Below are 17,339 nucleotides of genomic sequence, written 5' to 3'. Positions count from 1 at the left end.
AGTTGTGAAGAAAACCGTCGACGTCGCGCTTATCGGCGGCGGAATTATGAGTGCCACCCTCGGAACGCTGTTGAAGCAATTGCAGCCTGACTGGGAGATCCAGATTTTCGAACGCTTGGGCGATCTTGCCCTGGAGAGTTCGAATCCGTGGAACAACGCTGGCACCGGACATTCCGCGCTGTGCGAGCTCAATTACACCCCGCAAAAGAGCGATGGCTCTATCGAGATTTCGAGTGCGGTGAAAGTCAACGAGCAGTTCCAGGTGTCACGTCAGTTCTGGTCGTACCTCGTTGACGAGGGAGCGTTGCCCGTACCCGAGTCGTTCATCAATGCGACCCCGCACATGAGCTTCGTGTGGGGCGAGACGAACGTTGAGTACCTTCGCAAGCGTTTCGAAGCGCTCAAGGATCACCCGCTCTTCGCGGGCATGGAATACAGCGAAGACCCTGCCGTCATTCACGGCTGGGCGCCGCTCATGATGCCAGGTCGCCTCAAGTCAGAGCCCGTAGCCGCAACCCATATTGCTTCAGGCACAGACGTCGACTTTGGCGCGCTCTCGCACTATCTCGTCAACAACCTCGTGGAGTCGGGCGCTGAGCTCAACACGGGCATCCTGGTCACAAACCTCACGAAACAGCGCGACGGCCTCTGGAAGCTCAACCTGCGTCACGACATCGGCGGCACTCCTGTCGAGCCCGTGACCGCACGTTTCGTCTTCGTGGGCGCTGGCGGTTACGCCCTCAACCTTCTTCAGAAGTCAGGCATCAAAGAGATTCGTGGCTTCGGCGGGTTCCCCGTCAGCGGCGAGTTCCTCCGCACGGACAACCCCGAGATCGTGGCAGCCCACAGCGCCAAGGTCTACGGCAAGGCCGCTGTTGGTTCGCCTCCCATGTCGGTTCCTCACCTCGACCTTCGTGTCGTGGAGGGGGAAGGCAGCCTCATGTTCGGCCCCTACGCCGGATTCAGCCCCAAGTTCTTGAAGACAGGTTCAGTTCTTGACCTGTTCGCTTCCATCCGCTGGCACAACGTGCTCCCGATGGTCGCCGCCGGGCTCAGTAACCTTTCTCTCGTCAAGTACTTGGTCGGGCAGCTGATGGCGAGCCCCGAGACCAAGTTCGAAGAGCTCAAGGCATTCGTGCCGAATGCCAAGCCAGAAGATTGGTACAGCATTACGGCTGGGCAGCGCGTGCAGGTGATGAAGAAAGACCCGAAGAAGATCGGTGTCTTGCAGTTTGGCACCGAGGTTGTGTCCTCCGCCGATGGCAGTATTGCTGGCCTTCTCGGAGCATCGCCGGGAGCTTCCACGGCCGTTCCGATCATGCTCGGTCTGGTGGAGAAGTGCTTCCCGGAGCGCATGGATGAGTGGCGTCCGAAGATCGAGAAGATGATTCCGACGTTCGGTCAGCAGCTTGCTGACTCGCCCGAACTTGCGCACGAGACGATCACGCGCACGGCGACGGCGCTTCACATCAACCCGTAAGCAGCCCGCACGAACTGCTTGTCCCCCGTTTAGTGGGCCATTGGCCTCAACTGTACCCCGCACGCGGGGTACAGTTCGTACCCCGAATGCTGCCATACTGGAGCTTGTGCATTCACGGCGCGACGAATGGGGGCATGCATGTCTATTGGCTTGCCAGCCCATCTGCGCAAAGAGAGTGTGAGCCGTGCCTTCGCGCGAGCAATCAACACTGTTGCATTCATTTGTTTCTCCCTCGCTTTCGTCGGCGTTGTGACCCTGTACGCCGGAGACCCCTCCCGCTACCTCCTGCCGGCTGCGATCGCGCTGATTCCGCTTTTCGTCACGATCACACTCGTCAATCGCTATCGCACCGTGTTCTTTACGGTCGCGCACCTAGTGATCGGCGGTCCGGCAGTTTATTGGTTCTCTCTCACCGTCATCTCGCAACTGCAACCAGTGGGCGTCGTCGGCCACTACTTGCTCAACCTGGTCGGAATCGCTCTCATGCTCGTCGGCGGCGCGAGTCGCACCGTGGGATGGAGCATCCTCTGGTGCACGGTGGGGCTCGGCGTCTCACAGGGTGCCGTGGCTTTGGCCTCGCTGCAGTGGCAGGGCTACGTGCATCCGCACCCGGCGCCTGTAGTTGTTTACGTGGCAGTCGTAGCAGTGCTCGTTATTTTGCGGCTCAGCCAACGTGGGGTGCGACGGGTGCAATCGCATTTGCACCGGGCGGCCCGCGACGATGAGTTCGCGAGCCTCCGTTACGGCATCGAAGCTACTTCCGCTGCTGTCATGCACGACACTGTTCTCGGGCATCTTGCCGCCATTGCGAATGCTCCGTTTGGCGCGATGAATCCGAAACTTCAGCGTGACATCAAGCGTGACCTTGAAGTGTTGGTGGGCGAGGAGTGGCTCTCAGAGGCGACGCTCGACTCAACGGACAGCGTGAGGCACGATTGGCAGAACAGTGCACTCCTCGCGGCGATTACTGAGGTGCGCGCTTTGGAGTTAGTCGTGGAAGTGACCGGCGATCTGACCGCATTGTCTCGACTGGATGCTCGAGGTGATGCTGCACTGGGGCCCGCCGTCAAGCAGTGTCTCGTCAACGTAATTAAGCACTCGGGTGTGATGCAGGCGGAAGTCGCCATCTTCGGGTCTGACCATGAAGTAAGCGTGCTCGTGGTCGATGCGGGCAAGGGCTTCAATGAAGCAGAAACTGGTGCTGACCGACTCGGATTGCGGCAGTCTGTTCGCCGCCGCATTGAAATTGTCTCCGGGACTGTTCACGTCTGGTCGACTCCGGAGCTCGGCACCTCCGTGATGATTCGCGTGCCTGTCGGCGAAGACGCGCCGGCCCTCACCGCGAGTGCAATCCAGTGACGGCGCTAGCGGACACGGAATCGATCCAGCAACTCGATCCCCTCGGAACCCTCGACGGGCGCCCGGTGAGCGTAGTAGCCGGGGTCGGTCTTCTCACTTTCGGATCTGTGATGACCTGGGCGACCGCGTCAGCTGTCGCGCAGCCCCTCTTCGCCAACCTGGCGTTAGTCTTCATAGCGCTGTCATCGCTGAGTCTCATCGTCGGTACTAGCCCGCTCCGTGCCCCCTTCAGCGGAGGACTGCACGCCGCAGTGATTGGGTTTCTGGTTATTGCTTTCGCGCTCAGCTCGGCATCGCTGGGAAGCTCAGCTGAAGTGCTGACTGATTTCTGGGGGCCGCTCCTCATCGGAGTTGCCTGCATGGCGCTCGCGCCGTATCGGCCCATCGCTGAGCTGGTGACGATGGGGGTAGTGGCTTCCATCTTTACGGGCTTCATTGCGCTCGTGCAATCGTCAGTGTCAGATGTCCATGCACCAGCGATGATCGTGATTCTCTATTCCGTCACCCCCGTGCTCACGATGTCTTTGGGTGGCGCCGCGTTTGTGCGGTCGCTCATCCGGACTCATGAGCGTTGGGTGTCTCGCGCTCAGCGAGCAACAATGCGTCAGTTGAGACGGCAACACGAGGGCGTTGCCCGTTCGGTGCAGCAGGACAGAGTGACCATTCTGAACCGCGACATTGTGCCGCTTTTTGCCGAACTCGCTCAGCGCGGAATTATCTCGCCCGAGGACCGTGCCCGGGCGGCCGAGTATTCGGAATCCATTCGCGAGCTTATGGTTGCTGAAGTCAACCGTAGTTGGCTCGAATCCGTGGTCGCCAGCTCTTTCGGTTCTCTCGACGACGGCAATCGCGTGTACGACCCTCATCGCCTAGCGGGAGCGATGACGCCCCATCAGCGCACAGCGCTGCGTGCTGCTGTGCTGGCCGTCGCGACCGGTGGTGAAATCGATCGGCAGAGCGTGCGTCTCTCCATCGAAAAGACCAAAGTCGGGGCGGCGATCACCGTAACGGGCGTCATTACCTCCTCCGAATCGTCGTGGCGCTCATCACTGGCGCCCTATCTCGCAGTATTGCGCGTCGTCTTCACCGGACTTCGTATTTCCTATCGATCGCCCTCACTCACCGTAAGGTTCACTTATGACACCCCCTGAGACCCACCTCAGCGCTCACCTCGGCGACAGGCCGCCCATTCGCCTTGCGATCCTCGACGATCACGAGGTGCTGCTCGACAGCCTCAATAGCTGGATCACGAACAACGCACCAGACTTTGATGTGGTGCTCACCGCGAGCACGTGGCTTGAACTCGTGCACAGCGATCGCTTTCCCACCGAGCTGGTCTTTCTCGACTTCCAGTTGAAAGAGCCCGTCTCGATCGAAGCCCGTGTACGCACGTGTCGCGCGGCGGGAGCCAAAGTGATTGTGCTCTCCAGCCTCGATAGTCGTGAAGCCCGTGATCGGGCTCTGGCGGCCGGTGCGGCCACTTTCCTCTCGAAGTCGTTGCCGATGCATGAAGTGATGGATGCCGCCCGCCAGATCATGGGCGTCGAGGGCGAAGGTTCGCAGCAGCACGACTGGCGCCCTCTGCCCTCAGGTTCGGCGGACCAGTCGAAGCCGAAGCTCAGCGCTGGCGAGGCTGACGCCCTCACCCTGTACGCTTCTGGACTAAGCACACCGCAGGTCGCCGAGCGTATGAATGTGCAATACGAAACGGCAAAGACCTATCTTCGGAGAGTGCGCGAAAAGTACGCAAAGGCCAACCGGCCGGCAAGTAAAAAGGCTGACCTGATTCGTCGGGCTGCTGAGGATGGATTTCTACGCTGATGAGCAAACTGTATTTCCGCTACGGAGCTATGAACAGTGGCAAGAGCACCGCGTTGCTGCAGGCCGCCTTCAACTACGAAGAGCGCGATCAGCAAGTGTTGCTGGCGAAGCCGCACATCGACACCAAGGGTGACAACGCGATCATTTCGCGTTTGGGGGTGACTCGTCAGGTCGACTTCACCATTTCACCCACCGATGACGTGTACGAAGTGTTCGCCCGAGAACGCGCCCGTGTCTTCGAGAAGACTGGGCTGCCGGTGAGCTGCTTGCTCGTCGACGAGGCTCAGTTCTTTACCGAGGCCCAGGTCGATGATTTGCTCCGCATCGCCATCGTAGAAAAGGTTCCGGTGCTGGCCTACGGCATACGCACAGACTTCCAGACGGTGGCGTTCCCGGGCAGTCGTCGCTTGCTCGAAATCGCGCACTCCCTTGAGGAGCTCAAGACGATTTGCCGCTGCGGTCGCAAAGCGGTCTTCAACGCTCGCACTGTCGGGGATCAGTTCATCTTCGATGGCGACCAAGTCGCGATCGATGGGGTGGATGTCGGCTACCAGTCGCTGTGCGGAGCGTGCTACCTCGAAGAGAGCGGCGGCGTTCTCAATAGCGGCTGGCGCCCCAAGATTGAGTTCAGCTACGGAAGCGCGCCTGACGCCGACTTCTCGTAAGGCTGGCGACGGCACAGCTGCCGTGCCGTGAAGTTGTTAACGACGAAACGCCCTCCCGAAGGAGGGCGTTTCGTTGTACATACTGCAGTTTGTCGGGGTAGCGGGATTTGAACCCACGACCTCTTCGTCCCGAACGAAGCGCGCTACCAAGCTGCGCCACACCCCGATCATCGGTCACTTGCGCGACCGATAGATCAAGAATAGCCGATATCTCCGGCGGTGAGAGTCACTATCACCGCTTCTGGTTTGCAAGCGAAGCGAACGGGCGCATAAATCGATGTTCCGAGGCCTGCGCTGACGTTGAGGAACGCAGCACGACGCAAGTGGTGCCAGATGCTGAGGCCGCTCGCTTGCTCGCGAGGGATATCGCAATTGGTCACGAGGGCAGGCATGCCAGGGACCCGAACTTGGCCTCCGTGGGTGTGCCCGGCGAAGATGGCGTCAGCTCCGTTAGTGACGAGAGCGTCAAGCACGCGACGGTAGGGCGCGTGGGTCACACCGATTGCGACCGTTTCGGGCCCGTGCGGGTCATCCGCCCAGCCCACGTTCTCGCGCATCTCTTCGACATTGGCGGGAAGCCGGTCAAGGCGCTCCCAACCGCGATGCGCATCTGCCGTGCCGAACAGTTCGAGCCGTGACCCGCGCATCTCGATCGCCCGCGCGTGGTTATTGAGCGAGAGCCAGCCGAGTTCGTCTTCGAAATACTCGTTGAGGGCATCCGTATCGAGGTGTTCGACGGGGCGATGCCCAGACGACGGTCCGGTGAAGTAGGTGAACGGGTTTTTGAATTGGGGGCCGTAATAGTCATTCGAGCCGTGCACGAACACACCGGGCACCCCCGCGAAGGGTTCGAAAGCACGTTTGATGCCCGTGATGCCGTTGGCGTGACCGAGGTTGTCGCCAGTGTTGATGACGAGGTCTGGTTCGTAGAGTGCGAGCTCGCGAACCCAGTCCTGCTTGCGGGTTTGCCACGGAGCCATGTGCAAATCGGAGATGTGCAGCACCGTGATGTCACGCGCGCTCGGGTCGAGAATCGGAAGGATCTCGTGTCGAACGGTGAACGCATTGCGTTCCACTAGCGAGCCCCACGCGAACGCGGCGGCCCCTGCCACAGCTACCGCACCGAGTGCGGTAGCTGTGGGGGAAAGACGTCGACTCATGGACAGGGCAGAATTTGCGCGACGGTCAGTGTGATCGTCGTACTCGTCTTGGCGAAGGTGCCCGCCGACGGGCTAGAGGCTGTGACCTTTCCGTCGCTCGGATCGCCCGGCGATACTTCCTCACAGGACTGGCTCACGTTCGAGAATCCAGCGCTACTGAGAATGCCCTGCGCGGTCGCGAAGTCGTTCGATTCACCGTCTCCTACCGCATCCGGAATCTTCACCTTGTTGCCCTTGCTGGTGTAGACCGTGACGGTGGCGCCGGCTGCGGACTGGGTGCCGGCACCGGGGCTCGTTCTGACGACCTGTCCGGCGGGCAACTCAGAGTCGACTTCGCCGCCATCTCTGAATGAGAAGCCGAGGCTTTCGAGCACTGACTTGGCCTGTTCCAGCGACTGCAGAGTGAGGTCAGGAACTTCAGTTCCCGAGCCGGTCAGCAGCTTGGAGTCAGGCTCGGGCAGTGCGCCACCCGGGTACTTGATGTTGAGGGCGCCGTCGGTGGCACGCGTGATGTAGTGGCGCAGGCGGTAGCCCTGAACATCGGCGTAGTAGACCTGGCTGATGTCTTGGAATCCGGAAATGTTCCCGACCCAGGTTGCCGTGCCGTAGCGGGTTGTTCCGCTGGCCATCCACGTGTGTACAGCGCCGTCGGTGGTTCCCGTCTTACCGAAGATCGGGATGCCGTCATTGGGGTCGGAGTACGCAGCGTTACCGCGGTTCAGCACCTCAGTGAGCACGTAGGCCGTGGTTGCAGCGACCTCAGGTGAGATTGCCTGGCGGCAGTTCTGCTCCTGACCACCAAGGTCGGTGTTGTTCGCGCTGATGGCTTTGTCGATGATGATCGGCTCGCACCAGAGCCCGCCAGCGCCGATTGCGGCGTAGGCGGAAGCCATGCTGAGCGGGGTTACATCGTTGGTACCGATGATCGACGACGGGAAGCTCTCCAGTTCGGCGCCATCGGCTCGCTCGACACCCATGCTGGCGGCGACGTTACGGATGTTGCAGAGGTCGAGTTGGGTCGCCATCGAGAAGAAAATACCGTTAATCGACTCGGCAGTACCTTCGGCCACCGTATAGATTCCGGCTTCGTTCGCGTTGTTACCGAATTCGACGGTGCCGCCGTACGGGCCATTACAACTGTCGAGGAACTGAGAGCCAGGGATGTCGCGAGCGGTACCTTCGAGGCGCTCGTTAATGCCCTTGCCCTGATTCAGCCACTCGATCAGGGTGAAGACCTTGTAGGTCGATCCAGGCTGGAAGCCGCTCGATCCACCGTACTCATAGCTGGTGTTGTAGTTCACGGCTGTGCTCTCAATGCCGCCACCGTCGAGGGTGTCATTGAAGAGCTTGTTTTCGGCCATGACGAGCACTCGTCCGGTGCCGGACTCAACCGTGGAGGTGGCGCTTCCGAGGCTGAAGGCGGTCTCGTTGTTGGGCGCGTAGGTCCAGGTTGCCTTCTGCGAAGGAATCTGAGCATCGAGGTCGAGGGTGGTGTAGAGCTTGTAACCGCCCTGCTTCCAGCTCTCATTGCGCTCGTCGACGGTGTCGCCGAGGAACTCAAAGTCGGGAACGCTCTTGACGACATAGTCGCAGAACCACTTGGCGTACTTGTAGGCCGAGGTGCAACCGTTGTTCGGGGCCGAGAGGTCGACAGATTCTTCGTCGACCTGAATGGCGACGGCTTCGTCGTATTGTTCGCGATCGATGGAGCCGACGTCGAGCATTGCGCTCAGGATCACGTCGCGACGGTCTTGGTTGGCCGCGTAGTACTCAGGATCCGACAGGTTTCGAATACTGGGTTCTTGCACAATGGCGATGAGGCTTGCTGACTGCTCAAGAGTGAGGTCCTTCGCATCGACGCTGTAGTAGCGCTGCGCGGCGGCTTGAATTCCGTACGTCGCGTTGCCGAAGTTGGCGATGTTGAGGTACGCGGTCAGGATTTCCTTCTTCGTGTACCGCTTCTCAAGACCGATTGCCAGCTTCATTTCCTTGAGCTTGCGGTCGAAAGACTGACTCGTGGCGGCGAGATACGCGGCCGAGCGCTCATCTTCGGTCGGCAGGGATTCTGCTTCCGAAATGTAGGTGTTCTTGACGAGCTGCATCGTGAGGGTGGATGCACCACTCTCGATTCCCGAAGAAACGAAGTTGCCCACAGCCGCACGCACGAGCGACGTGAGGTCGACTCCGCCGTGATCGAAGAAACGACGGTCTTCACCGGCGACGACTGCCTCTACGGCAAACTCGGAAATCTCGTCGTAGCTGACCTCTTGGCGGTTCTGGTCATAGATGGTTGCGATAGGCAGGTAACCGTCAACATTGCCCTTGCCCGTGTACTGGGCGTAGATCGTGTTGCGTTCAGGCTGCTGGTCGAGTTCGAGGTAATCGGGAAGCCCATCGAAGATGCCGATGGTGCTTGTGGCGGTGATGCCAGTGACGGCGAGCGCGGGAGCAACCATGGCTGTGACAAGCACGCCAGAGAGGACGCTGAAGCTGATCAATCCGGCTACAGCCGAGAAGATGCCGCGACGCGGAGTTTTTTGGGCAGACATATGATCAAGAGTAGGGGATCATTGATAACGCCATGCTGAACGGGAGCCGCAAATATGCCTAAATGGGAGTACTTGACAACACCACTGATGGTGCACAATTCCACCGCAATCCTCAATAACTGGGGATCTGAGGGCTGGGAGCTTGTGCAGGTCGGTACCGGCCCTGAAGGGGGCCCGGTCGCTTATTTCAAACGCATCAAGGAAGAGAATAAGTAATGTCACAGCTTGACCAGCGGCTCGCAGAGCTGGGCCTGACGGTCCCAGAAAGTTCAAAGCCACTTGCCTCCTATTTGCCAGCAATGGTTTCTGGAAACCTGGTGTACACGTCGGGCCAACTTCCCATGGTCGACGGTGCTCTTCCGGCCACAGGCAAGGTCGGTGCCGAGGTGGATGCTGCTGCAGCGCAGGAGTACGCCAAGACCTGTGTTCTCAATGGCCTCGCTGCCGCCCGCGGTGCGATCGGATCGCTCGACCGCATCACGCGCGTGGTCAAGGTTGTCGGTTTTGTCGCATCCGACCCCAGCTTTACCGGCCAGCCCGGTGTGATTAACGGAGCGTCTGAGCTCTTGGTCGAGATTTTTGGCGAGATCGGCACGCACGCTCGCAGTGCTGTTGGTGTTGCGGTGTTGCCGCTCGATTCTCCTGTTGAGGTCGAGTTCGTGTTCGAGTTCGCGTGATCGAAGTCTGGCAGTCCGGCCAAGCCGGAGAGAATGCGCCGCTTCGTTCGCTAGATCTGAGTGCGTGGGATCCTACGCTCGTGGGCGTCACGCTGCAGGCGCGTCGTCTGGTGCAAGACAGTCGAGAGGCTGGGCCAGATGACGTGTTTGTCGCTATCGGCACCACTGCGTCGTCGGCATTGCCGTACATCGATGCCGCTCTCGCCCAGGGTGCTGTCGCTGTGCTCGTGGACGCGAAGGCGGCCGAGAGCGCCCACGGTGACGACCGCGTGTTCGCGATTGCGAACCTTCGCGACGTGATCGGCACGATGGCAGATGCGTTTGTGCAGCATCCATCCGCTTCGATGGCGATGGTTGGCATCACGGGCACGAACGGTAAAACGTCTACCGCTCACTTGCTCACGCAAGCGTGGCAGCGGCTCGGAATGACGTCGGCGACCATCGGAACGTTGGGCGCTGGCATCACGGGCGAACGCCGTATCAACATGGGGATGACGACCCCCCAAGTGACGGCGGTGCACCATTTCTTGGATGACTTCCACCGTGCCGGCGTCACGAACGTGGCTATGGAGGTCAGCTCTCACGCGCTTGAGCAACGCCGAGTAGACGGTGTCGCGTTCGACATTGTGGCGTTCACGAACTTCACTCGCGATCACCTCGACTATCACGGGTCGATGGAGGAGTACGCGGCGCAGAAGGCGAAGATCTTCACGCTGCCCGGCATCCAGACGGCTCTGCTAAATCTTGATGATGCCGCCGCCGAGAACCATTTTCACCACACCGTTCCGGCAGGAGTGCGGGCCATTGGCATGACGTCGCACGGCCATGCCGAAGCGAGCGTGTGTGCCGACAACGTGCAGCTCACCACGGAGGGTCTCGAGTTCGATCTCGTGATCGAGGGCGAGAGCAATCATGTCTCGAGCGGCCTCATCGGGCGCTTCAACGTGGACAACTTGCTTACCTGCGCGACGGTGTTGTGGGCGCAAGGCATCGAGCCGCGAGCGATCGCTGAGGTATTGGCGCCGCTCGAGCCGGTGCTGGGGCGTATGACCCGCATCCGCGAAAACGACCAACTGCCGTTGGTTGTAGTGGATGCCGGCCACACTCCCGATGCGGTGCGTCAGGCAGTCACGGCTCTGCGTGACTCGGGCCACACCCGCATCGTGACGGTCTTTGGTGCCACAGGCGACCGTGATCCGGGCAAGCGCCCGGTGATGGCCCGCATCGTTGAAGAGGCCTCTGACGTAATCGTCGTTACCGACGACGATGTGCACAACGAAGATGGCGACCAGATTGTGGATCACATTCGCGCCGGATTCGAACACCCGGAGCGGGTAGTGGAAATTCGCGACCGGGCGACCGCTATCGCCTACGCGATTGATGCAGCGAATCCGGATGACGTGGTGCTCTTGCAGGGCAAGGGTCACGAACCGTACCAAATTGTCGGCAATGAGCGCGTACCGTTCAGCGACATCGACACCGCTATTCGCTTGCTCAAGGAGCGCGCGAAGTAGCGAGAATTCAGTTGTAACGCAACAAAGGCCGGGTCCCGTGGGGCCCGGCCTTTGTTGTTGCTTCGAGAGCTAGTTGAGCTTGTCGGAGATGATCTGCATCACGGTGGTGTCGGCGAGGGTGGTGGTGTCGCCGATCTCACGGCCCTCTGCGACATCCTGCAGCAGGCGGCGCATGATCTTGCCCGAGCGGGTCTTGGGCAGCTCGGCGACGATGAAGATTTCGCGGGGGCGAGCAATCGCCCCAATCTCCTTCGCAACGTGCTGACGCAAGAGGGCACTCGCCTCGGCGGCGGTCTGAGCGTGCTCCTGATTCGACTTGAGGATCACGAACGCGACTACTGCCTGACCGGTCGCTTCGTCAGCGGCGCCGACGACAGCGGCTTCTGCCACGATCGGGTTGGAGACGAGAGCGGACTCGATTTCGGTCGTCGACAGACGGTGGCCGGAGACGTTCATGACGTCATCCACACGGCCGAGCAGCCAAATGTCGCCATCTTCGTCGACGTGGGCGCCATCGCCGGCGAAGTACTGTTCGCCTTCGAGCTGCGCGAACTTTGACCAGTAGGTTTCCTTGAAGCGCTCGGGGTCGCCCCAAATGCCGCGCAGCATGGCGGGCCACGGTTCTGAGACTACGAGCAACCCGCCGTTGGGCGGATCGACGCGAGTGCCATCTTCACCGAGGATGTCAATCTTGATGCCCGGAATGGGCACCTGGGCTGAGCCCGGCTTCAACGTCGTGAGCCCCGGCAGAGCGGCGATCATGATGGCGCCGGTTTCGGTCTGCCACCACGTGTCAACGATGGGGGCGGTGCCCGCACCGATCACGTCGCGGTACCAAATCCACGCTTCAGGGTTGATGGGCTCGCCCACCGAACCAAGCACGCGAATCGAGCTCAGGTCGAACTGCTCGGGGATTTGACGCCCGGCCTTCATGAACGAACGGATGGCGGTGGGCGCCGTGTAGAAAATGCTCACCCCAAACTTCTGAATGATCTCCCACCAGCGGCCAGGGTTGGGGCTATCGGGGGTGCCCTCGTAGAGCACCTGAGTCGCACCGTTCGCGAGCGGACCGTAGGTGACATACGTGTGGCCGGTGATCCAGCCCACATCGGCGGTGCACCAATAGACATCGGTCTCGGGCTTCAAATCGAACACGTTCTTGTGAGTGAACGCAGCCTGAGTGAGGTAGCCGCCACTCGTGTGCAGGATGCCCTTCGGTTTACCTGTTGTGCCTGAGGTGTAGAGCACAAAGAGAGGGTTCTCGGCAGGGAACCCCTGCGCCTCGTGCTCGGGCTCCGCTGCCTCAATCTGATCGTGCCACCACAGATCGCGACCCTCGGTCCACTCCACCTCGTTGTCGCCGCGCTTGACGACCAACACATTGGTGACGCTGGATTCCCCGTTGGCGAGTGCGGCATCCACTGCCGCTTTGAGCGGGAAGACTTTGCCCTTGCGCCAGCCACCATCGGCGGTGACAACAAGTTTGGCGCTCGCGTCGTCGATGCGGCTGCGCAGGCTTTCGGCGCTGAAGCCACCGAACACGACAGAGTGCGCTGCGCCGAGCCGAACCGTCGCGAGCATCGCGATGACGGCCTCGGGAACGAGCGGCATGTAGATGGCCACGACGTCACCCTGGCCGACACCGAGGGCAGCCATGGCGTTGGCCGCGCGCTTGACCTCTGCGGTCAGTTCGGCGTACGTGATGCTGCGGCTATCGCCGGGCTCACCCTCCCAGTGGATGGCGACGCGGTCACCGTTGCCGGCGAGCACGTGACGGTCGAGACAGTTGTAGGCGACGTTGAGCTCGCCGTCGGCGAACCACTTGGCGAAGGGTGGGGTAGACCAATCGAGAGTTTCTGTGAACGGCTTGTGCCAGTGCACGTATTCACGCGCTTTATCGGCCCAGAACTCAACCCGGTCTTCTTTAGCTGAAGTGTAGAGATCAGCGCTTGCCTCGGAAGCCGCAGAAAAGGCCTCTGACGGGGCAAAACGGCGTGATTCGTGCAGAAGACTGTCAATGGAATTACTGGGCATTTGATCCTCTTCGATCGTGTGATTGCATTTCTCGACCACGTGCTTTCTGAAAGTATTCCACCGATTCTAGAACCTCCGTTGCACCCCCATACCGTTGCGTTACACTGAAAGTCGCTGAGCGTAAGTTCAGCAAGTGGCCAATACGATTCCCCCCAATCGTCGGCCGCTGTGGCGGCGCCCTTTCCCCCCAATGGGCGCCGCCCCTCTCTCTTTAACGGCCAATTGTGTTGGCACGTTTCGCAGGCACGCTGCAGGCCGGAGCCCGGCCCAGGCTGGCAGTTCCTTGCAGTGCTTTGTGCACGATTAATTTGTGTGCAAAGCTTATCCAATGGATGACGAACAGAACGAGACAGAATCGGCTTCATCCGCCCTCGACACCATGCTGTGCTTCGGCCTTTATGCCGCTGCTCGGGCGACGAATCGTCGCTACACCGCGCTTTTGGCGCCGTGGGGGCTGACCTACCCGCAATATTTGGTCCTGATTCTCCTGTGGGAACGTCGGTCGTCGACGGTGAGCGGCCTCGCGGAAAGCCTCATGCTCGACCTCGGCACCACCTCGCCGCTGATCCGGCGGTTAGAAGACCGCGGCTTCGTCACGCGTGAGCGATCAGAATCTGACGAACGTCGCGTCATGGTGTCGCTGACTGCTGCTGGTCGTGCGTTGCGCGAGGAACTCGCTCACATTCCCGGCTGCATCGCCGAGGCCACCGGCATTACGCTCCCCGAATTCACCTCAACACTGTCGACGCTTCATCAGGTCACCACCAACCTCTCCACAGCACCTGCTGCTGGAGCTCATGTCATTGAAAGGCAGAACTAATGGAAGCTCTCTACACTGCACAGGCTCTCGCGACTGGCGCCGGGCGCAACGGCCACGTTGCTACGACATCCGGCTCCGTTGACCTTGACTTGGCTGTGCCGAAGTCGATGGGAGGATCTGGCAACGGTGGCAACCCCGAAGAGCTCTTTGCCGCCGGTTACGCCGCGTGCTTCCACTCCGCGCTGCAGTTGGTGGCGCGCAACGAGAAAGTCGCCATCGAGCACTCCTCCGTGGGTAGTGCTGTGCACCTTCTCCCGATCGACGGCGGTGGATTCAAACTCGCTGTCGACCTCGAGGTGGTTATCCCCGAACTCGAGCACGAGAAAGCGCAAGCGCTTGCGGATGCCGCCCACCAGATTTGCCCTTACTCCAACGCCACTCGCGGCAACATCGAGGTAACTGTCACCGTTACTCAGGACTAATCGTCAGCGGGCGCGTCGTGACGCGTTCGTATGAATATGAAACGAGGGGGTGCCGGTAGGCGCCCCCTCGTTTCTGCTCTCTATGTAGTGTGCTTACTAGAGGATTGCGGCCTTCAGCGCGGCGGCTGCTGCCGTTGGGTCAGCTGCGCTATAGATTGAGCTCCCGGCAACGGCAACGGTCGCGCCGGCACGCTGCACTGCTGCGATCGTGGAGGCGTTGATGCCTCCAGCGACCGAGAACGGAACCTTCGCGGTCTCACCGTCATTGAGCAGCGTCTCGAAGGTGAATCCGGGTTCCGCCTGCTCATCGAGTCCCGCATGCATCTCGACGAAAACGGCACCAAGAGCGGTGACCTCCTTCGCGCGAGTGACCTTGTCGGCTACGCCGATAAGGTCAACAACGATGCCCTTCTTGTGGGCTTTCGCCGCCTTCACCGCACCGATGATGGTGCTATCTCCGGCGGTGCCCAAGACGGTGACGTAGTCGGCGCCTGCAGAAAATGCGATGTCGGCTTCGAGCTCTCCGGCATCCATCGTCTTCAGGTCGGCGAAGACCATCTTGTCGGGGTGAGCATCCTTGATGGCGCGCACGGCACTGAGGCCTTCGTGCTTGATGAGGGGTGTGCCCAATTCGATGATGTCGACATACGCAGCAACCTGGCCGGCCAGAGTGAGGGCGGCTTCTGTGGTGAGTACATCCATTGCTACTTGAAGCTTCATTGAGTTCTCTTTCTTTATGGGGGAGTTGGCCGACGGGAATCGGCCGACGGGGAGAGTCGGGGAGAGGGTGTAGCCGGGGAGAAGGGGTGTGCTGCTACTCGAGGTTGGCGTGCCGCGGCCACAGTTCTACGGCGGTCGCGCCGGACTCTTGCCACATCACGTGGAAGAGTGCGTCGCCAAGCAGCAGCAGCGATTGCTCGAACAATCCGCCGGAGTATTGAGCCGAACGAGTGTGCCCGTGATCTTGTTTCTGCGCGGCGGGGATAATCACGGCGACCTGTGCGAGCTGCGCCAGAGGCGAGTCCGCTGCCGTGGTGACGGCGATGACCTGAGCGCCAACCTCCTTCGCAGTCGTTGCTGAACGGATGATGCCGGCGGTCGTTCCCGAGCCGCTTGCTGCGAGAAGAACATCTCCAGCAGCAATCGCGGGAGTCGTTACCTCGCCAACGACGTGCACGGTGAGGCCCCCATGCATGAGGCGCATCGCGAGCATCCGCAGGGCCAGTCCGGAGCGGCCAGAGCCGAGTACGAACACTCGGGATGCGGCGCTGAGGAGGTCGATTGCTGATCGCGCTGCCTCGGAGTCGTCGCGGGCGATTGCGGTGCTGATGCGGGTATTTTCCGCGAGAACAAGTTCGATTGCGGAGGAAACCGTAGTGGTGTCGTTGCTGGCCATTACTTCACTGTGCCACCCGTTTGGGCAGCAGACAGCCCACCTTTTGGCCGGTTTTCCCTATCCGAACGGGTAGGTCATGCCTAAAATGGGGGAGTGACTGCTCTCAGTAACGCCAGTTCCCTTGACCTCCTCGATGCCGTCCATTCGGTGGTGTCACGTTCGCTACTTCAGATAGCGAGCGCATTTTCTGCTGTGCTCGCGCCCATGGTGGCGCACAGCTCTCTATTGATATTCACGGAAGACTGCACCGGGCGCCCCCAGAAGAAAGCGGGTGATCCTTCGATTACCAATCACGTGAGCATCGCCGAACTCGACGCCGTGCGTGAGACAGTGTCGAGCGTCGGGCATCCGGTGTGGGGAATCACGGCGGTAGTTGCCCGCCACGAGCGCCCCGCAGCGGTGTGGATTGCGCCGACCGGTTCGCTGCTCGTCCTCACCGATCCTGTGCTCGTGTCTGGTGCGCAATCACAGGAACAGGCGTTGGCGACGATCGCGTCACTGTGGCGATTGGTGGCGGTGAGCATCCAGCAGCAGGTTGCCGTTGCAAGCCCCGACTACCTTCGGGATTCGCGGATGGCATCGCAGGACCGCGCCCAGGTCATTGCCGATCTCACCGATGCGCACTCCACGACTCTGGAACAAATTCTTGCGACGTTGCGCTCTCGTAGTGCGTCGGATGAGACGGCGCGCCAGGAAGCTACCGAGCTGGCCGCTACGGCGATGGTCAATCTGCGGGCGGTGTCTGATCGGGATCGCAGTTTGGCTGAGGAGCCGGTTGCGCGCGCTTTCGAACGTCTCAAAGCAGACTTGCGGCCCTTGGCCCGGTTCGGAGGCCTTGACGTGCAATTTGTGGAACCACCCGCCAACGGTCGCGCATTGCCGGGCGAAGTCGCCCACGCTGGCCGAGCGATTGTTCGGGGCGCTGTGCTTGCGCTCGTTGACCAACCGGGAGTCGCGCGATTGCGGGTGGAGTGGGATTGCGACGGTGAGAATCTGCTGATTGGGATTCGCGATGACGGGCCTGGCGAGCTGGCAGTGGAAGACCCCGCGGTGCGGCAACTTGTTGAAAGGGCGGATGCTCTTCGTGGTCGGTTGAGCGTGAACGGTACTGCGGGGTGGGGTTCCGAAATTTCGGTGGTCTTGCCCCTGAGCGCTGAAGGACTCGATCGCTCGCCCAGCGTGCAGTGGCAGATCACGCAACGGGAAGCCGATGTGCTGGAGCTGGTTGCCTCGGGTGCCCGCAATAAAGCCATCGCACTCTCGCTATCCATCAGCGAGAACACGGTGAAGTTTCATGTGGCTAACCTGCTGCGCAAGGCGGGGGTCTCGAACCGGGCTGAGCTCGTTTCGGCCTATCGCTGACCCGGTTTCCTGCGCACTTCTCCCCAACAAAGTCAGGGAGTCGCCGTTCGGCACGAGTGCGGTTGTGCCGCCGAAACTGC

General features: G+C 60.7%; 15 protein-coding genes and 1 tRNA gene. 10 read left to right on the top strand and 6 right to left on the bottom strand.

Annotation, left to right across the window (positions count from 1 at the left end):
- The first annotated feature begins 4 nt into the window (after positions 1-4).
- From I6E73_RS12175 to I6E73_RS12155, 5 genes are all read left to right on the top strand, one after another.
- A complete protein-coding gene (locus I6E73_RS12175) occupies positions 5-1,480 on the top strand; it encodes a malate:quinone oxidoreductase (protein WP_197125931.1) in 1,476 nt (491 codons plus the stop codon).
- A 138-nt stretch (positions 1,481-1,618) separates the two neighbouring features.
- Positions 1,619-2,839 (top strand): sensor histidine kinase, encoded by a 1,221-nt coding sequence (locus tag I6E73_RS12170; RefSeq protein ID WP_197107957.1) that lies wholly within the window; start codon positions 1,619-1,621, stop codon positions 2,837-2,839.
- Positions 2,836-3,990 (top strand): hypothetical protein, encoded by a 1,155-nt coding sequence (locus I6E73_RS12165; protein ID WP_197125929.1) that lies wholly within the window; start codon positions 2,836-2,838, stop codon positions 3,988-3,990. Before I6E73_RS12170 ends, I6E73_RS12165 begins: the two co-directional genes overlap by 4 nt.
- A complete protein-coding gene (locus I6E73_RS12160) occupies positions 3,977-4,660 on the top strand; it encodes a response regulator (RefSeq protein ID WP_197107952.1) in 684 nt (227 codons plus the stop codon). The genes I6E73_RS12165 and I6E73_RS12160 overlap by 14 nt, the downstream gene beginning before the upstream one ends.
- A complete protein-coding gene (locus I6E73_RS12155; RefSeq protein WP_197107950.1) occupies positions 4,660-5,325 on the top strand; it encodes a thymidine kinase in 666 nt (221 codons plus the stop codon). Before I6E73_RS12160 ends, I6E73_RS12155 begins: the two co-directional genes overlap by 1 nt.
- A 92-nt stretch (positions 5,326-5,417) precedes the next feature.
- Here I6E73_RS12155 and I6E73_RS12150 read toward each other — a convergent pair.
- The 3 genes from I6E73_RS12150 to I6E73_RS12140 form a co-directional block, all read right to left on the bottom strand.
- A tRNA-Pro gene (locus I6E73_RS12150) sits at positions 5,418-5,491 on the bottom strand.
- Positions 5,492-5,519: 28 nt separating this feature from the next.
- Positions 5,520-6,485 (bottom strand): metallophosphoesterase, encoded by a 966-nt coding sequence (locus I6E73_RS12145; protein WP_197110418.1) that lies wholly within the window; start codon positions 6,483-6,485, stop codon positions 5,520-5,522.
- A complete protein-coding gene (locus I6E73_RS12140; RefSeq protein ID WP_197125927.1) occupies positions 6,482-9,034 on the bottom strand; it encodes a transglycosylase domain-containing protein in 2,553 nt (850 codons plus the stop codon). Before I6E73_RS12140 ends, I6E73_RS12145 begins: the two co-directional genes overlap by 4 nt.
- 215 nt (positions 9,035-9,249) lie before the next feature.
- On the opposite strand from I6E73_RS12140, the gene I6E73_RS12135 reads away from it, so the two are divergent.
- Both I6E73_RS12135 and I6E73_RS12130 read left to right on the top strand, forming a co-directional pair.
- Positions 9,250-9,711, top strand: a complete 462-nt coding sequence (locus tag I6E73_RS12135) for a RidA family protein (protein WP_197107937.1) — start codon at positions 9,250-9,252, stop codon at positions 9,709-9,711.
- Positions 9,708-11,225 carry a UDP-N-acetylmuramoyl-L-alanyl-D-glutamate--2,6-diaminopimelate ligase gene (locus I6E73_RS12130; RefSeq protein ID WP_197125919.1) on the top strand — a complete coding sequence of 506 codons (1,518 nt, stop codon included), beginning with the start codon at positions 9,708-9,710 and terminating at the stop codon, positions 11,223-11,225. The genes I6E73_RS12135 and I6E73_RS12130 overlap by 4 nt, the downstream gene beginning before the upstream one ends.
- Before the next feature lie 69 nt (positions 11,226-11,294).
- Here the strand turns inward: I6E73_RS12130 and acs are convergent, their stop codons facing one another.
- Positions 11,295-13,259 (bottom strand): acetate--CoA ligase, encoded by a 1,965-nt coding sequence (gene acs, locus I6E73_RS12125; RefSeq protein WP_197125918.1) that lies wholly within the window; start codon positions 13,257-13,259, stop codon positions 11,295-11,297.
- 328 nt (positions 13,260-13,587) lie between these two features.
- On the opposite strand from acs, the gene I6E73_RS12120 reads away from it, so the two are divergent.
- Positions 13,588-14,079 (top strand): MarR family winged helix-turn-helix transcriptional regulator, encoded by a 492-nt coding sequence (locus I6E73_RS12120; RefSeq protein WP_197125917.1) that lies wholly within the window; start codon positions 13,588-13,590, stop codon positions 14,077-14,079.
- Positions 14,079-14,501, top strand: coding sequence for an organic hydroperoxide resistance protein (locus I6E73_RS12115; protein WP_197107929.1), 423 nt, complete (start codon positions 14,079-14,081; stop codon positions 14,499-14,501). Before I6E73_RS12120 ends, I6E73_RS12115 begins: the two co-directional genes overlap by 1 nt.
- 96 nt (positions 14,502-14,597) lie before the next feature.
- Here the strand turns inward: I6E73_RS12115 and hxlA are convergent, their stop codons facing one another.
- Both hxlA and hxlB read right to left on the bottom strand, forming a co-directional pair.
- On the bottom strand, positions 14,598-15,221 hold the full coding sequence (gene hxlA, locus I6E73_RS12110) for a 3-hexulose-6-phosphate synthase (protein ID WP_197125916.1): 624 nt from the start codon (positions 15,219-15,221) through the stop codon (positions 14,598-14,600).
- Positions 15,222-15,315: 94 nt separating this feature from the next.
- A complete protein-coding gene (hxlB, locus tag I6E73_RS12105; protein WP_197125911.1) occupies positions 15,316-15,897 on the bottom strand; it encodes a 6-phospho-3-hexuloisomerase in 582 nt (193 codons plus the stop codon).
- Positions 15,898-15,990: 93 nt separating this feature from the next.
- Here hxlB and I6E73_RS14925 point away from each other — a divergent pair, with 93 nt between their 5' ends.
- Positions 15,991-17,259 (top strand): response regulator transcription factor family protein, encoded by a 1,269-nt coding sequence (locus I6E73_RS14925; RefSeq protein ID WP_197125909.1) that lies wholly within the window; start codon positions 15,991-15,993, stop codon positions 17,257-17,259.
- Positions 17,260-17,339: the final 80 nt, after the last annotated feature.

This window comes from Salinibacterium sp. SWN248 (assembly GCF_015864575.1).
In the GTDB taxonomy this organism is placed as follows: Bacteria; Actinomycetota; Actinomycetes; order Actinomycetales; family Microbacteriaceae; genus Rhodoglobus.
This window is presented reverse-complemented; position numbering and strand designations above follow the sequence as displayed.

Coding starts and splice junctions, on each gene's coding strand:
- I6E73_RS12170 (WP_197107957.1), top strand. CDS start 1,619: ATGTCTATTGGCTTGCCAGCCCATCTGCGCAAAGAGAGTGTGAGCCGT.
- I6E73_RS12160 (WP_197107952.1), top strand. CDS start 3,977: ATGACACCCCCTGAGACCCACCTCAGCGCTCACCTCGGCGACAGGCCG.
- I6E73_RS12155 (WP_197107950.1), top strand. CDS start 4,660: ATGAGCAAACTGTATTTCCGCTACGGAGCTATGAACAGTGGCAAGAGC.
- I6E73_RS12145 (WP_197110418.1), bottom strand. CDS start 6,485: ATGAGTCGACGTCTTTCCCCCACAGCTACCGCACTCGGTGCGGTAGCT.
- I6E73_RS12140 (WP_197125927.1), bottom strand. CDS start 9,034: ATGTCTGCCCAAAAAACTCCGCGTCGCGGCATCTTCTCGGCTGTAGCC.
- I6E73_RS12135 (WP_197107937.1), top strand. CDS start 9,250: ATGTCACAGCTTGACCAGCGGCTCGCAGAGCTGGGCCTGACGGTCCCA.
- acs (WP_197125918.1), bottom strand. CDS start 13,259: ATGCCCAGTAATTCCATTGACAGTCTTCTGCACGAATCACGCCGTTTT.
- I6E73_RS12120 (WP_197125917.1), top strand. CDS start 13,588: ATGGATGACGAACAGAACGAGACAGAATCGGCTTCATCCGCCCTCGAC.
- I6E73_RS12115 (WP_197107929.1), top strand. CDS start 14,079: ATGGAAGCTCTCTACACTGCACAGGCTCTCGCGACTGGCGCCGGGCGC.
- hxlA (WP_197125916.1), bottom strand. CDS start 15,221: ATGAAGCTTCAAGTAGCAATGGATGTACTCACCACAGAAGCCGCCCTC.
- hxlB (WP_197125911.1), bottom strand. CDS start 15,897: ATGGCCAGCAACGACACCACTACGGTTTCCTCCGCAATCGAACTTGTT.